This window comes from Kingella potus (assembly GCF_900451175.1).
Lineage (GTDB): Bacteria > Pseudomonadota > Gammaproteobacteria > Burkholderiales > Neisseriaceae > Neisseria > Neisseria potus.
This window is the reverse complement of sequence record NZ_UGJJ01000002.1, coordinates 648,796-664,067: the sequence shown is the minus strand read 5'-3', so window position 1 is coordinate 664,067 and position 15,272 is coordinate 648,796. Positions and strand designations below refer to the sequence as shown.

Annotated in this window: 14 protein-coding genes, 4 tRNA genes and 1 pseudogene; 2 read left to right on the top strand and 17 right to left on the bottom strand. The window is 55.6% G+C overall.

The window, feature by feature from the left end; all coding sequences use genetic code 11:
* Positions 1-76: 76 nt before the first annotated feature.
* From DYE40_RS09780 to DYE40_RS09700, 17 genes and pseudogenes are all read right to left on the bottom strand, one after another.
* A pseudogene (locus tag DYE40_RS09780) lies at positions 77-726 on the bottom strand (IS1595 family transposase).
* A gap of 49 nt (positions 727-775) precedes the next feature.
* Positions 776-1,309, bottom strand: a complete 534-nt coding sequence (gene nusG / locus DYE40_RS09775) for a transcription termination/antitermination protein NusG (protein WP_115308888.1) — start codon at positions 1,307-1,309, stop codon at positions 776-778.
* 9 nt (positions 1,310-1,318) lie between these two features.
* Positions 1,319-1,750, bottom strand: a complete 432-nt coding sequence (gene secE, locus DYE40_RS09770; protein ID WP_115308887.1) for a preprotein translocase subunit SecE — start codon at positions 1,748-1,750, stop codon at positions 1,319-1,321.
* Between the two features lie 55 nt (positions 1,751-1,805).
* Positions 1,806-1,881 (bottom strand) — tRNA-Trp (locus DYE40_RS09765).
* 7 nt (positions 1,882-1,888) lie between these two features.
* Complete coding sequence (gene tuf, locus DYE40_RS09760) at positions 1,889-3,079, bottom strand: elongation factor Tu (RefSeq protein ID WP_115308024.1); 1,191 nt, start codon at positions 3,077-3,079, stop codon at positions 1,889-1,891.
* A gap of 46 nt (positions 3,080-3,125) precedes the next feature.
* Positions 3,126-3,200: transfer RNA gene (locus DYE40_RS09755), tRNA-Thr, on the bottom strand.
* Positions 3,201-3,212: 12 nt separating this feature from the next.
* Positions 3,213-3,286: transfer RNA gene (locus DYE40_RS09750), tRNA-Gly, on the bottom strand.
* Between the two features lie 44 nt (positions 3,287-3,330).
* Positions 3,331-3,414 (bottom strand) — tRNA-Tyr (locus DYE40_RS09745).
* 122 nt (positions 3,415-3,536) lie between these two features.
* Positions 3,537-3,788 (bottom strand): YfhL family 4Fe-4S dicluster ferredoxin, encoded by a 252-nt coding sequence (locus DYE40_RS09740; protein WP_115308886.1) that lies wholly within the window; start codon positions 3,786-3,788, stop codon positions 3,537-3,539.
* Positions 3,789-3,895: 107 nt separating this feature from the next.
* Complete coding sequence (gene rsmD / locus DYE40_RS09735; protein ID WP_115308885.1) at positions 3,896-4,465, bottom strand: 16S rRNA (guanine(966)-N(2))-methyltransferase RsmD; 570 nt, start codon at positions 4,463-4,465, stop codon at positions 3,896-3,898.
* Positions 4,462-5,409 carry a DUF4349 domain-containing protein gene (locus DYE40_RS09730; protein ID WP_115308884.1) on the bottom strand — a complete coding sequence of 316 codons (948 nt, stop codon included), beginning with the start codon at positions 5,407-5,409 and terminating at the stop codon, positions 4,462-4,464. Before DYE40_RS09730 ends, rsmD begins: the two co-directional genes overlap by 4 nt.
* A 712-nt stretch (positions 5,410-6,121) precedes the next feature.
* Positions 6,122-8,431, bottom strand: a complete 2,310-nt coding sequence (topA, locus tag DYE40_RS09725) for a type I DNA topoisomerase (RefSeq protein WP_115308883.1) — start codon at positions 8,429-8,431, stop codon at positions 6,122-6,124.
* A gap of 112 nt (positions 8,432-8,543) precedes the next feature.
* Entirely contained in the window at positions 8,544-8,999 is a 456-nt protein-coding gene (locus DYE40_RS09720) for a Smg family protein (protein WP_115308882.1), read from the bottom strand.
* A gap of 95 nt (positions 9,000-9,094) precedes the next feature.
* Entirely contained in the window at positions 9,095-10,315 is a 1,221-nt protein-coding gene (gene dprA / locus DYE40_RS09715; protein WP_115308881.1) for a DNA-processing protein DprA, read from the bottom strand.
* Between the two features lie 80 nt (positions 10,316-10,395).
* Positions 10,396-12,240: an ABC transporter ATP-binding protein gene (locus tag DYE40_RS09710; protein ID WP_115308880.1), complete on the bottom strand. Its 1,845-nt coding sequence runs from the start codon at positions 12,238-12,240 to the stop codon at positions 10,396-10,398.
* 187 nt (positions 12,241-12,427) lie between these two features.
* Positions 12,428-12,907 (bottom strand): protein-export chaperone SecB, encoded by a 480-nt coding sequence (gene secB / locus DYE40_RS09705; RefSeq protein ID WP_115308879.1) that lies wholly within the window; start codon positions 12,905-12,907, stop codon positions 12,428-12,430.
* Between the two features lie 164 nt (positions 12,908-13,071).
* Positions 13,072-13,749, bottom strand: coding sequence for a DUF4190 domain-containing protein (locus tag DYE40_RS09700; RefSeq protein WP_115308878.1), 678 nt, complete (start codon positions 13,747-13,749; stop codon positions 13,072-13,074).
* 193 nt (positions 13,750-13,942) lie between these two features.
* Here DYE40_RS09700 and gmhB point away from each other — a divergent pair, with 193 nt between their 5' ends.
* Both gmhB and DYE40_RS09690 read left to right on the top strand, forming a co-directional pair.
* Positions 13,943-14,524, top strand: a complete 582-nt coding sequence (gene gmhB / locus DYE40_RS09695) for a D-glycero-beta-D-manno-heptose 1,7-bisphosphate 7-phosphatase (RefSeq protein WP_115308877.1) — start codon at positions 13,943-13,945, stop codon at positions 14,522-14,524.
* Positions 14,508-15,245, top strand: coding sequence for a lysophospholipid acyltransferase family protein (locus tag DYE40_RS09690; RefSeq protein WP_115308876.1), 738 nt, complete (start codon positions 14,508-14,510; stop codon positions 15,243-15,245). The genes gmhB and DYE40_RS09690 overlap by 17 nt, the downstream gene beginning before the upstream one ends.
* Positions 15,246-15,272 lie beyond the last annotated feature (27 nt).

The following is a 15,272-nucleotide window of genomic DNA, read 5'->3' as shown; positions in this document are numbered from 1 at the left end:
ATTTTTAAAAATTAAAAATCAAGCACCAATACCAAAGCACAGCCAAGCACTTAATTTTTGGGGCTGTCCTAGATAACTAGGACAAATCCGATTTTACTAATTGTTTTAAAATGGAAATTTGAACTTTTATCTCACTGTTGTTAAAACGCCATTCGCACTCTTTCAAATACAGCTCAAAATGCTCTTTGGGAATGCCGTTAAACTTACGCAAATGCCGTTTTGCCTGACTCCAAAAGTTCTCAATTCCGTTAATATGATTGTGCTTTTGGGCAAAATGTGTGCTGTGGTTAATACGGAAATGATTGAACTCACTCACGTCCAACACGCCATAGCCCTTATGGCAATCCGTGTAAACAATGCTGTCAGGCTTAACCTGTTCTCGGATAATGGGCAGTAATGTTGCTGTTTGCGTATTGGGTACGGCAACGGTGTAAACCTTGCCATTGTGCTTTAACAGCCGAATACTGCAGTTTTGCCAGCAGCTCCGCGACCGCGTTTGCCTTTGTAGTGTCTGCCGAAATAGCTCTCATCTGCTTCTACTTCGCCGTCAAACATTTCTAAGTGGCGGCTGTTTTGGTAAATAAGCAGACGTAAACGGTGGAAGTAATAGGCTGCGGTGTTTTTGTTGACGTTCGCCAATTGGGCAGCCGTGCGGGCGGTTACACCTGCAACGAAAAGTTCAATTAGTTTGTTTTGCTTGTACTGGCTTAGACGACTTTTTCTCATGGGGAAATTCTAAACTATGTGGAATTTCCTGAGTTATCTAGGACAGCCCCTAATTTTTTTCAACCTGCCCAAATTCCAATTCAACAGGAGTCTCCCTGCCGAAAATCTGAACAGAAACGCGCAACTTGTTGCGTTCATAATTAACTTCTTCTACAACGCCGTTAAAATCAGCAAAAGGACCTTCATTTACGCGCACTTTCTGCCCAATCTCAAATTCTACCCTCGGTTTGGGTTTTTCACCATCAACCTGAACTTGAGCCATAATTATCTCAACCTCTTTTTGTGAAATTGGCAAAGGACGATTAGCAACTCCTCCAACAAAGCCAGATACCCTAGGTGTACTCTTTACCAAGTGCCAAGAATCATCAGACATTTCCATCTCAATAAGCACATACCCCGGAAAAAATTTTCTTTCGCTGACCGTGCGCCGACCGTTCTTAATATCAACTACTTCCTCGACAGGAACCAATATTTCCCCAAAATACTGTTCCATACCCTCCCGCACAATACGCTCTTTCAAAGTTTTTTGAACATTTTTTTCAAATCCGGAATAAGCTTGGATAACATACCACTGCTTAGCCATATACACCCCCTATCGCATCAGAAGATCAAACAATACCCAAGAAACCACGGTATCCACGCCATAAATAAAAACGGCAAGTATAGTAACAAAGACCAAAACAAATCCAGTCATCCTAACAGCATAGGATTTTTCCGGCCATACAACTTTTTTCAATTCAGTTATCGATTCCCGAACATAACGTATGAACCGATAAAAATTTCCCCATATACAAATTACTATAATCAATAAAGCAGATATAGCACTTACCACATTTTGCAAATAAGGCGGCAAATCAGGCCTGTATTGCAATAATAAAATTGCACCAGCTATAACAAGCAAGATAAAAATCATCCTAACCGCAACCGATATGGCAGATTTTCTCACTTGTTTAACCTGCTGCTGTAATCTATCACTAACAACAACACTTGTGGCGACTTTATTCTCAGAATCTTGCTTAGACATAATTCATACCAATCAATAGAAAAAACTAACCGACACAAGCCGGTTAGTTTTTATTTGGCAGGCCAGGAGGGTTTCGAACCCCCAACCCTCGGTTTTGGAGACCGATACTCTACCAATTGAGCTACTGGCCTATATAATTTAAGCGATTACGGCAGAAACCACGCCGGCACCCACAGTACGGCCGCCTTCGCGAATGGCGAAACGCAGACCATCTTCCATGGCGATCGGAGCAATCAGTTCTACGGTAATGGTTACGTTCTCACCGGGCATCACCATTTCCACTCCGTCTTCCAAAGTTACCGCACCGGTTACGTCAGTCGTACGGAAGTAGAACTGGGGACGGTAGTTGGCGAAGAACGGTGTATGGCGGCCGCCTTCTTCTTTGCTCAGTACGTATACCTCGGCTTTGAATTTGGTGTGCGGGGTAATGGTGCCGGGTTTGGCCAAAACCTGACCGCGTTCCACTTCTTCGCGTTTGGTACCGCGCAGCAGTACGCCGACGTTGTCGCCTGCCTGGCCTTCGTCCAGCAGTTTGCGGAACATTTCGACACCGGTACAGGTAGTTTTTTGGGTTTCTTTCAAACCGACGATTTCAATCTCGTCGCCTACGTGGATGATACCGCGCTCTACGCGTCCGGTTACCACGGTACCGCGGCCGGAAATGGAGAATACGTCTTCAATCGGCAGCAGGAAGGGTTTGTCTACGGCACGCTCGGGCGTGGGGATGTAGCTGTCCAAAGCATCAGCCAAAGCGAAGATGGCGGTTTCGCCGATGTCGGAAGTGTCGCCTTCGAGTGCTTTAAGGGCGGAACCTTTAATAATCGGTACGTCGTCGCCCGGGAATTCGTAGCTGTTCAGCAGGTCGCGGATTTCCATCTCAACCAACTCAAGCAGCTCTTCGTCGTCCACCATGTCGCATTTGTTCATGAATACGATAATGTAGGGTACACCTACCTGACGGGCAAGCAGGATGTGTTCGCGGGTTTGGGGCATGGGGCCGTCGGCTGCGGAACACACCAAAATCGCACCGTCCATCTGGGCGGCACCGGTAATCATGTTTTTAACGTAGTCGGCGTGTCCCGGGCAGTCTACGTGTGCGTAGTGGCGGCCTTCGGTTTCGTATTCGACGTGCGAAGTGTTGATGGTAATGCCGCGCGCTTTTTCTTCGGGGGCATTGTCGATTTGGTCGTAGGCTTTTGCGGCACCGCCGAATTTCTTAGCCAAAATAGTAGTCAGTGCAGCAGTAAGGGTGGTCTTACCATGGTCTACGTGACCGATGGTGCCGACATTTACGTGCGGTTTGCTGCGTTCGAATTTTTCCTTTGCCATGGCAAACTTCCTATCTGAAATTAGAACATTAAATAAAATAATTAGTTGGTGCCCATAGGCAGATTTGAACTGCCGACCTCTCCCTTACCAAGGGAGTGCTCTACCCCTGAGCTACATGGGCCTGGAAATTTATTGGAGCGGGTGAAGGGAATCGAACCCTCACCGTAAGCTTGGAAGGCTTCTGCTCTACCATTGAGCTACACCCGCATATTCAACTGCCGGAATCCATGTTCCGGCAATTTTTTTAGATATGGTGGTGGGAGAAGGATTCGAACCTTCGAAGCTCTCGCAACAGATTTACAGTCTGCCCCCTTTGACCGCTCGGGAATCCCACCAAAACAGAAGCGCGATAGTACCAACCGTTGCCAACATCGTCAAGCGCGAAGTTGAAATAATTTTGGAGAAACAGCTTTAATGCAAGCATAAGTATATATTTGCAATAGTTTTTAATTATTTTTTATTTCTCTTCTACAATGCGTATATATTTGGCGTAAAGCTCATCATGCGTTTCGGGATGCTCTTCGTCAATCAGAATACAGTCCACAGGGCATACTTGCTGACACTGAGGTTCGTCGTAGTGGCCGACGCATTGCGTGCAGAGGTTGGGGTTGATTTCGTAGATTTCTTCGCCTTGTGAAATGGCATCGTTGGGGCATTCCGGTTCGCAAACGTCGCAGTTGATGCACTCATCGGTAATAAAGAGCGACATGGTTGAATCCTTCTTGAAGTGGGTGTGTTTGGAATTTATCGGGCGCGGATTATATCACGCCTTTATTTTAGCTTTTTGTTTTTTATACGTTTAATGAATAATTATCATTAATTTGGCAGCCCGGCTGACACACGCGCCAGAAGATGCCTGCTTTGCCCTGCCCTGCCTTCGCGCAATACGGTGAGCCACTCCGGCAGTTCCGGCAAACGTGCCGCCTCGATATAAACCCGTGCATCGGTTTTCAGACGGCCTTTGAGTGCGACAAACAAAACCGGCCATTCCTGCCATGCAAACGGCGGATCGAGAAAAACGGTATCAAAGGTTTGGGCGGTGTTGTTTAGAAATGCGGCGGCCGTACGGCAGCAGACGAAGACTGTGCCGTCCCAGCCGAACTGTTCCCTATGCCGGTTCAGATTTTGTGCGGTCTGCCTGTCCGCTTCAATCATGACGATTTTCCCCGCACCGCGCGAGGCCGCTTCAAAACCGAGTGCGCCGCTTCCGGCAAACAGGTCGAGTACGGTTTGCCCCGTCATGTCCTGACCCAGCCAGTTGAACAGTTTTTCGCGCACGCTGTCGGGAGTGGGACGCAGGCCGTCTGAAACGGCGAAGGTAATTTTCCGCCCCCTGTGCGTGCCGCCGATGATGCGGACTTGGTTTTGGTGTTTGGGATGACTCATACTTTCTTTCTGATGCTGCGTTTGCGGACAATGCGCCAGAAGACTACGAACAGGGCTGAAAACAGCCACAGCGGCCACAGCGCGGCCAGCAAAAGGGACAGCCGCACGAATCCCGCCCAGCCCTGCTTCAACATCACGCCCGCCGACTGCCAAAACGAGGGCGCATACTGCCGCGCCTCGGCATCGCTGTCGGGACGGGTGTAGCGGAACACGGATTCCGGTTGGAAAAACCGCAGGTTGAGGGTGGCGAAAGCCACTTTGTCCTGCCAATATGCCTGCTGCAATCGGGCATATTCCGCTTCTGCGCGTGCTTCGGACTGTCTGACCAGCACTTCGGCAGTACCGCTTTTGCTGCTTTTTTCAGCAGACGAAGCGGCTTGTTGCAGGCGTTCGGCCAAACTGTGCTGCCGCGCCGCTTCCAATGCCTGACGGCGTATGTCTAGCGCGACATCGGCGGCGGCAAATGACTGGTTTTCAAGAAATACGACAAACGGCTGTATGTCGCGCAGAAAATCCGCTGTTTTTTCTTTCGGCAGACGCACCGTCATGCTGCCGTATTGCCCGTAGCGGCGGACAACCAGCAGCGTACCGTCCTGCTGCGGATAGGTGCGCTCGCTTTCGGTTTCGGCTTCGATACGGCTTTTTTCGACGAAACCGCCGTATTTCAGAGCCAGCTTTTCCAATTCGGACAAGGTTTGGCGGCTGTCTTTCGTTTTAAACGATATATCGGCTTCCACCACCATCTGCCGCCCTTCCGGCTTCTGCGACAATATGATGCTGTCGGCGCGGGCGGAACTTTCCTGCCCGCCTTTTTCCGCCGCAGGCAGAGCATACGCGGCGACCGGAGCCTCGGATTGTCCGCTTTCCGCATCTTGCTCCTGTGCGCCGCAGGCGGCCAAGAGGGCGGCAGACAAGAGTAGTGAAACTGGTGGGCGTATATTCATAATTGCTCCGTCGTTGTGAATCACAGGCCGTCTGAAAACCAAAAAGCGGTTTTCAGACGGCCTCAAACCGAAATATGCCGATTATAGGGCTGTTTATGGGTTCATGCGGAGAAACAGGCGCACCGTATTCCAATCAGTCGCCTGACGCAGCAGACCGTTTTCCCACTCTTCGGGCATAAAAGCCCTTGTCAAAGGTTTTACCTGTGATTCCGCAGAAATGGCGGTACTTGCCTTGTACGGTAAAACCACAGGCGGCACACTGCCGGAGCAGGCTGGGCTTTTCTGACAATATAAAAGGCCGTCTGAAAATCGCAAAAACGGTTTTCAGACGGCCTCAAAACTTTGTGCCGCACACCGCATACGGCCAATCCGCATCAGCAAACAGGCCGTCTGAAAAACGTAAAACTGCATTTCGGACGTGCCGGACACGTGCTTTCAGACGGCCTCGTTTTCCTTTTTTTGCAAAAACTGTGTAAATATCCGCAACCGCGTGCGTGGCGGTGCCGCAAGCCTTACCTGACGGCAGAGGCTGCTCCGAACGAATTCCGTGCCGGTGTTGCAGAACGGTACACGCGGTGTGAAGGGCTTGTCGGGAGGGCGGCCTGTCAAATAAAGAACACGTGCGCCGCCACACGATATATCCTGCCAAAGGCAGAGGCCGTCTGAAAAATGTTTTCAGACGGCCTCTGTGTTTTTGCCGCTATGGCACAGGTCAGGCTTTCGGTGCGGGCGGTTCGATTTGCTCTTTCCAGCCGCAGTCTTTCTGCGGGCAGACTTTTTCCACGCCCCAGCGTTTGGTGGTTTTGACGGTCAATACCGGCCATTGGCATTTGGGGCAGGTTTCGGCCAGCGGCGGATTCCAAGTGGCGTAGTTGCAGTCGGGATAGGTGCTGCAACTGTAAAACAGTTTGCCGTAGCGCGATTTGCGTTCGACCAAATGTCCTTTTTTGCATTGCGGGCATTCGACGCCGGTGTCTTTGGGTTTTTCCAAAGGTTCGATGTGTTTGCACTTGGGGTAGTTGGCGCAGCCGATGAATTTGCTGCCGGTGCGGCTGTATTTGTACACCAGCCGTCCGCCGCATTTGGGGCACTCGCGCCCGTCGAGCTCGGCCTGCTCGGCTTCGGCTTTGGCGATGCGCTCGGCGGCTTCTTCGGCGGTTTCGTTAACGTTGCGTGTGTAGCTGCATTCGGGATAACCGGCACAGGCAACGAAGCGTCCCATTTTGCCGAATTTGATTTGCAGTTTGTGGCTGCCGCATTTGGGGCAGGTTTCGTCCAGCTCTTCGGTGGTGAATTTGGCGCGTTCTATGCCTTCTTTTTCTTCAACCTGTTTGTGGAAGGGCTTCCAGAATTTGTCCATCACGGGTATCCACTCTCGTTTGCCGCTGGCGATTTCGTCAAGCTGGTCTTCGAGTTTGGCGGTGAAGTGGTAGTCGACGTATTGGGCGAAGTGTTCGGTGAGGAATTTGTTGACGATTTCGCCGGTGTCTGTGGGCATGAAGCGTTTTTGTTCGAGCGTTACATATTCGCGGTCTTTCAGGGTGGAGATAATGCTGGCATAGGTCGAGGGGCGGCCGATGCCGAACTCTTCGAGTGCTTTGACCAGTGTGGCTTCGTTGAAGCGCGGCGGCGGGCTGGTGAAGTGTTGTTCGCTGTAGATGTTGTCGACGGGCAGTTGCTCGCCTTCTTTCATTTCGGGCAGTTTTTTGTTTTCTTCGCCTTCGTCGGTGTCGTCTGTTCCTTCTTCATACACGCTCAAGAAACCGGCAAAGGTCTGTACTTGGCCGGTTACGCGGAACACGCCGCTGCCCACGGCAATATCGACGGTGGTCTGGTCGAATTTGGCGGGCGTCATCTGGCAGGCCACGGTGCGCTGCCAAATCATTTGGTACAGCTTGAACTGGTCGGCGGTGAGAAAGGGTTTCACGCTTTCGGGCGTGCGGTAAACCGAAGTCGGACGTATGGCCTCGTGGGCTTCTTGGGCGTTTTTGGATTTGGTTTTGTAGTGTTTGGCGGCGGCGGGCAGGTATTCTTTGCCGATTTTGTTTTCGATGTAGTGGCGGATTTCGACCAGCGCTTCGTCGGAAAGGGTAACGCTGTCGGTACGCATATAGGTGATGAGGCCGGTTGCGCCCTGTCCGACATCGATGCCTTCGTAAAGCTGCTGGGCGGTACGCATGGTGCGGTCGGTGGTCATGCCGAGTTTGCGTACGGCATCCTGCTGCATGGTGGAGGTGGTAAACGGCGCGGCGGGGTTGCGGCTGCGCTTTTTCTTTTCTACGGCGGCGACAACGGCTTCTCTGCCTTCCAGCTCTTTCAGTACGGCAGACTGTGCGGCTTCGTCGGGCAGGGAAAACTGTTCGAGTTTTTCGCCCTGCCATTGCACGAGGCGGGCGGTGAATTTGCTGCGGTTTTTGTGACTGTCGAGATGGACGGTCCAGTATTCCTGTGCTTCAAAAGCGCGGATTTCGTTTTCTCGTTCGCAAATCAGGCGCAGGGCGGGGCTTTGTACGCGGCCGGCACTCAAGCCCCGGCGGATTTTTTTCCACAACAGCGGCGAAAGGTTGAAGCCGACGAGATAGTCGAGCGCGCGCCGTGCCTGTTGGGCATCGACAAGGTCGATTTCGATGCCGCGCGGGTGGGCGATGGCTTCGAGTACGGCGCTTTTGGTGATTTCGTGAAACACGACGCGCTGCGGGCTGATGTTTTTCAGGCCGCGTTTGGATTTTAAAATTTCCTGCAAGTGCCAGGAAATGGCCTCGCCTTCTCTGTCCGGGTCGGTGGCGAGATAGAGGTTTTGCGCCTCGCGGGCGGCGGCAACGATGGCATCGACATGTTTGATGTTGCGGGAAACCAGTTCGTATTTCATGGCAAAGTTGTTGTCGGGATCGACTGCGCCGTTTTTGGGCACCAAATCGCGTACATGGCCGTAGGATGCGAGTATTTCAAAATCGCCACCCAAATATTTTTTCAGTGTTTTGGCTTTTGAGGGCGATTCGACGATTACAAGGTTTTTTGCCATTTTGTTTTCTCCGGTATGGGCAGATACGCCGTTTCGGTATTTCAGACGGCCTGCCCTTGTGGGGTAGGCCGTCTGAAAAAGGAACGGATAATGTGTTGTCCGAACGTATGGTTTAGTGCATGGTGGCCTGCCCGTGCAGGGCGGCCATCAGTTCGTCGCCGATTAAAACGGGCAATTCGGCGTTTTGCGCCCACAACACCAGCAGGGTCATGACTTTGGCGGTGTCGGCAGTAATTTCTTCGGCAGGCATGAACATCAGGGCGTTGATGACGAATTCGCGCTGCCCGGCATCCAATGCGCCGGCCTGTTCGAGCGAATGCAGCAGGCCGCGCACTTCGGCGGGCAGGCGTTCGATTTCCTCCGGCCAGTAGGCGCGCAGGCCGCCCGCGCTCTGGCTGCCGGTTTGCAGCTGCGATTCTTCGTTCAGCACGTCGACCAGGGTCAGGATTTTCCGGATTTCGGTTTCGCCGAAGCCGACTTCTTCCAGTATGTTGCACAGGTCGCCGCCGGTGGGGCAGTCGGCAAAGTTTTGGAAGTGTTCGATCAAAAAGGCTATCAGTTCCGCCATGTGTCCGTTCTCTTTGAAATATTGTCAGGCCGTCTGAAAATGGTGCGGGATGCGGCTGCGCCGTGCCGCGTTTTCAGACGGCCCCGATGTCTGTTTTATCCGATTCTCTGGTAGCAGCCGCCGGCGGCTGCGGCAACGCGGCCTTCGAGTTCGAGTTCCAGCAGGGCGGCGAAGATGTCGGCGGCGGGGAGGCCGAGCCTTTCGGCCAACGCGTCGGGATGGACGGGATCGTAGCCCATCGCCGCAAGCAGGCCGTTTTCCGCCTCCGTCTGCCGCTGCGCCGGAGCAGACGGATTTTGCGCGGCTTTTTCCGGCGTTTCCGTCTTTTCAGACGGCCTCTGTATCTGTGTTTCGGCAGCCGTCTGAATGTCCGTTTGGCCGCCGTGCCGTGTTTCTCTATTTATAGAATATGATGAAGCCGTGTCTTTTGGCAACAGGTGCGGGCATTCGCTCAAAATGTCTTCCAGCGATTCGGTGAGTTTCGCGCCCTCTTTGATGAGCTTGTGGCAGCCTTTGCTGCGGGGGTTGTCAATCGAGCCGGGCACGGCCATGACTTCGCGCCCCATTTCCGCCGCCAGCCGCGCGGTAATCAGCGAGCCGGATTCGAGGGCGGCTTCCACTACCAGCACGGCCTGCGACAGGGCGGCAATCAGGCGGTTGCGGCGGGGAAAGTTGCCGGCCAGCGGGCGGGTGTCCAACGGAAATTCGCTGACCACCAGGCCTTTGGCGGCGATTTCGTAGGCAAGGTTTTTATTGGACGGCGGGTAGATGCGGTCGATGCCGGTGCCCCATACGGCTATCGTGCCGCCCGCGCCCTGCAATGCGCCACGGTGGGCGGCGGTGTCTATGCCTGCCGCCATGCCGGAGACGACGGTAATGCCCTGCTGCGAAAGGGCGCGGCCGAAATCGTGCGCGATGCGTTCGGCCTGCGGGGAAGCGTGGCGGCTGCCGACCAGGGCAACGGCGGGGCGGCGCAGCAATCCGGTGTCGCCGCGCACAAACAGCAGCGGCGGCGGGGTCAGGCCTTCGCCGAGCAGTGTGGGAAAACCGTCGTCGCACAACAGCAGCAGGCCGCAGTCTGCGCCCTCTTCCCAGCGCAGGGCGGCGGCGGCGGCGCGTTCGGCCTCGCCGCGCCGGTTTGCCCATGCGTCCTGCGCCTGTTTGCGGACGAGAAACGGGCGTACTTCGTCCCATCCCGCCTGCCATGCGTTTAGGGCGTTGCCGAAGTGTTTTACCAGCTGTAAAAAGGTTTCCGAGCCGATGTGGGGCATGAGGGCGAGCTTGATCCAGGCTTCGCGTTCGTTTTGTCCGTGCATTGCGTTTCCCTTTGTTTTGACAGGCGGGAGGCCGTCTGAACAGGCTGTTTCGTGTTTTCAGACGGCCTCCCGCCTTGCGCCTAATCGTGGTGCCCGCTCAAAAAGCCGCCGCTCTGGCGCGACCACAGTTTGGCGTAGAGGCCGTTTTGCGCCAAAAGTTCGGTGTGGCTGCCTTCTTCGACGATGCGGCCTTTGTCCAGCACGATGAGCCTGTCCATCGCGGCGATAGTGGAGAGGCGGTGGGCGATGGCGATAACGGTTTTGCCGTCCATCATTTTGTCGAGGCTTTCCTGAATGGCGGCTTCCACTTCGGAATCAAGTGCGCTGGTGGCTTCGTCCAGCAGCAGTATCGGTGCGTCTTTGAGCATCACGCGGGCAATGGCGATGCGCTGCCGCTGGCCGCCGGAAAGTTTCACGCCGCGCTCGCCCACATGGGCATCGTAGCCGCGCCGCCCTTTGGCATCGGACAGGTTGGGGATAAAGCCGGCGGCTTCGGCGCGTTCGGCGGCGGAAAACATTTCTTCGTCGGTGGCATCGGGGCGGCCGTACACGATGTTGTCGCGCACGGAGCGGTGCAGCAGCGAGGTGTCCTGCGTTACCAGGCCGATTTGGGCGCGCAGGCTTTCTTGGGTAACGTCGTTGATGTTTTGCCCGTCGATGGTGATGGTGCCGCTTTGCGGCTCGTAAAAGCGCAGCAGCAGGTTCACAATGGTGGATTTGCCCGCGCCGCTGCGGCCGATAAGGCCGACTTTTTCACCCGGTTTGATGGTGAGGTTGAAACCGTTGAGCAGGGGCTTGCCTGCTTCGTAGGAGAAATCGACGTGGTCGAACTTGATTTCGCCCGCGCCCACTTTGAGCGGCAGCGCGGCGGGTTTGTCCAAAATCGTCTGCGGTTTGGAGAGCGTGTCCATGCCGTCGGACACCGTGCCGATGTTTTCAAACAGGCGGGCGGATTCCCACATGATGTATTGCGACAGGCCGTTGACGCGCAGGGCCATTGCGGTTGCCGTGGCCACCGCGCCCACGCCCACCTGCCCCTGATGCCAGAGCCAGATGCCCAGCGCGGCGGTGGAGAGCGTGAGCGAGGTGTTCACGATGAAGCTGCATGTGTGCAGCAGCGTCGCCAGCCGCATCTGCGCGTGTACCGTCAGCATAAATTCTTCCATCGACTGCTTGGCGTAGGCCGCTTCGCGCGCGCCGTGGGAGAAGAGCTTGACCGTGGTGATATTGGAATAGGCATCGGTGATGCGGCCGGTCATCAGCGAACGCGCGTCGGCCTGCGCGGCGGCGGTTTTGCCCAGCTTGGGAATCAAGAGCTTCATCACCAGCACAAAGCCGACCAGCCAGCCGGCAAAAGGCAGCAGCAGCCAGCCGTCGAGCGCGATCAGAATCACGCCGGAAGTGATGAAGTACACCAGCACATACACCACCATATCGGCCACGGTCATCACCACGTCGCGCAGCGCGAGCGCGGTCTGCATTACTTTGGCCGACACGCGTCCGGCAAATTCGTCTTGGTAAAAACCGAGGCTCTGCCCCAGCATCAGACGGTGGAAATTCCAGCGCAGGCGCATGGGAAACACGCCCTGCAAGGTTTGCAGGCGCACGTTGGAAGTAACGAATATCCACAGCACGCCGAACACCATCATGCCCGCCATTGCGGCAAGCTGCCAGCCCTTTTCGGCAAACAGCGTCTCGGGCGTGTATCTGCCCAGCCAGTCCACCACCTTGCCCATAAACTGAAACAGCAGCGCTTCCATCACGCCGATGCCCGCCGTCATCAGCGCGAGTATCAGAATCCACTTGCGCACGCCCTCGGTGGCCGACCACATAAAGGGAAACAGCGTTTTCCCCGGCCGCAGCGACACTTCGTCGGGATAGGTTTCGATGCGGCTTTCAAACCAAGAAAATATTTTTTTAATCATTAATCTGCTTTACCAATACGTTTTCAGACGGCCTCTGCGTCCGAGGCCGTCTGAATACAAAACAAAGGCGGCATTCTACGGGAAAAGCCCATGCGGCAAAAGCGGCGGCGGCAACGCCATACGAAAGGCCGTCTGAAAACCTCGAAACGGGTTTTCAGACGGCCTGTTACCGGCGCGGCGGCGCGGTTTAAGCGTTGCCCTGTTCCTGCTGCTGTTGGAACATTGCCTCGAAGTTGATCGGGGCAAGGATGACGGGCGGGAAACCGGCGCGGGTAATGGTGGAGGAGACGGTTTCGCGGGCATACGGGAACAGAATGTTCGGACAGGCCACGCCCAGCAGCAGTTTTTCGTCGTCTGCGGGGATGTTTTCCAGACGGAAGATGCCGCTTTGGGTTACTTCGTTGAGGAACATGACGCGCTCTTCGCCGAGACGGGCGGTTACGGTTACGGTTACGGCAACGTTGTAGTAGCCCTCTTCCAGCTTGTCGCTCTGGGTGGAAATGCGCATTTCGACATTGGGCTCGCCCTGTTCGAGGAAGATCTGCGGCGCGTGCGGCACTTCGAGGGACAGGTCTTTGACATAGATTTTTTCAACGCTGAAAACAGGTTGCGCTTCGGCCTGATTGTCCTGTTTGCTGTTTTCCTGTTTGTTTTCTTGCTCGCTCATGTTTGCTCTCGCTTTAAGTTGGGCCGTCTGAAAACGGCGGGTTGGTAAAAACGGATGGGAGTTTGCCTGCACCGCAGGGGCGTTGCCGCAAAGGCCGCCATTATGGCGGCGGCAGGCGTTTTTTCAAGTACGGCGGCGGACAAGTATCGTCCGGCCGCCCGGCTTCAGCGGCAGACGGTCTGCTCGACCGCTTCTTCCAATTCGCCGATGCACGACCAGGTAAGCCGCCCTTCTTCCTGCGCGGACAGCAGGATGATTTGGCGGGAGAAGCCGTGTTTGTCGGGCTTGGGGGTAACGATGATGCTGCCCTGTTTGGCTTCGATGCTCTGCCAATGGCTGTTGCGGTCTTCGGCTTGAACGAAACTTTCGTTGATTTCGTCGAGCGGCTCGCCGTTTTGCAGCCGTTCGGCCACGGTTTTCTGTGCGGCGAGAATAACCTCCGCCTGCGGCGGGATAACGGCGGGCAGGGGCTTCTCAACGGAGGATTTGGGTGCGGCGGGCTTTATGGCAAACGGCCTTTCAGACGGCCTGTGTTCCGTTACGGCAGGCTTGTCCTTGCCGCTGCCGCCGAACAGGCTTTTGCCCTCGGGCAAGGCCACCCATGCGCCGAAGAGGATGGCGGCGGCGGCCAGTCCGGAGTAGCCGAGTACCATACCGGCCATCGCCATGCCGCGCCCGCCGACGTTGAGCCGTTTGCTTTTGGCATGGGCAACGTGGCCGCAAAACATGGCGGCGAGGGCGGCAAAGAAGGGGAGCAGCGTCCACGCAAGTATGCCGCAGACCAGGCTGACGGGGGCGAGGATGTTGGTACGGCGCAGGGCGGACTGTCGGTTGAGGCGCATAGCTGTTTCCAATCTTCGAATGATTTCGGCGGCATATTATACGGTGCTTGGACGTTTTGCGGCAGGCCGTCCGAAAACGGGCGCGGAAGCGGGACGGGCGGCAGTGCGGCCAAATGGCCTTTTCAGACGGCCTGTCTTGACAGGGCGCGTCCGCAGCCTACAATGCCGCAGCATTTTTTTCCGAAAGCCTTTCATGAAACTGATTATTCTCGACCGCGACGGCGTAATCAACCAAGACCGCGACGATTTCGTCAAGTCCGCCGACGAGTGGGTGCCGCTCGATGGCAGTATGGACGCAATCGCCTTTCTCACGCAGGCGGGCTACACCATCGCCGTTGCCACCAACCAATCGGGTATCGGGCGTGGTTTTTTCACGATGCAGCAGTTGAACGAGATGCACGCCAAAATGCACAAGCTGGTGCGGCAGGCGGGCGGCGAAATCGACGGCATCTGGTTCTGCCCGCATACCGCCGCCGCCGAATGCAACTGCCGCAAGCCCCAAAGCGGCATGGTGGAGGACATTCTCGCCCGCTTCAACGCCAAGGCGGCCGACACCTATATGGCGGGCGACAGCCTGCGCGACGTACAGGCTGCGGCGGGCGCGGGCTGCCGTCCGGTGCTGGTGCTGAGCGGCAAAGGGAAAAAAACGCTGGCCGAATCGGCAGACAGGCTGCCGCAGGGCACGCAGGTGTTCGACAACCTTTCCGCCTTCGCCCAATATCTGATGGAGCGGCAGCGGCAGAACGAGGAGGCAGGCCATGCTGCTGGCGCGTAACCTTCTGCACTGGCTGATACTCGTCGCCAGCCTGATTTCCATGTTTCCGTTTATCCTGCTGGCCGCGCCCGTTCCCAACGGCGCACACTTTGTCGCGCGGCAGTGGGTGAAAGTGCTGATGTGGTCGCTCAAGCACGTCGTCGGCCTGAAATACCGCCTCACCGGCGCGGAAAACATTCCCGCGCGTCCCGCCATCATCTGCGCCAAACACCAGAGCGGGTGGGAAACGCTGGCCTTGCAGGAAATCTTTCCGCCACAGGTGTTTGTCGCCAAACGCGAGCTGTTTAAAATACCCTTTTTCGGCTGGGGCTTGAAAATCGTCAAAACCATAGGCATCGAGCGCGGCAGCGCGCAGGCCAGCACCCAGCTTGCCAAACAGGGGCGGGCGCGGCGCGACGAGGGCTACTGGATCACGATTTTCCCCGAAGGCACGCGCGTTGCCCCGGGCGCACAGGGACGCTACAAAAGCGGCGCGGCACGGATGGCGAAGCTGTTTGAAATGGACATTGTGCCCGTTGCCCTCAACAGCGGCGAGTTTTGGCCGAAAGATTCGTTTCTCAAATATTCCGGCACGGTGGACGTGATTGTCGGCGAACCCATTCCCTACGGCAGCGGCAGCGAGGCCGAGCTGATGCGCCGCTGCGAGGAATGGATAGAGGCGCGGCAGCAGGAAATCAACGGCAAAGGGCCGATGGCCGCCAAAGACACGCCGCCGCAGTAAGGCGCAAAAAGCAGGAGGCCGTCTGAA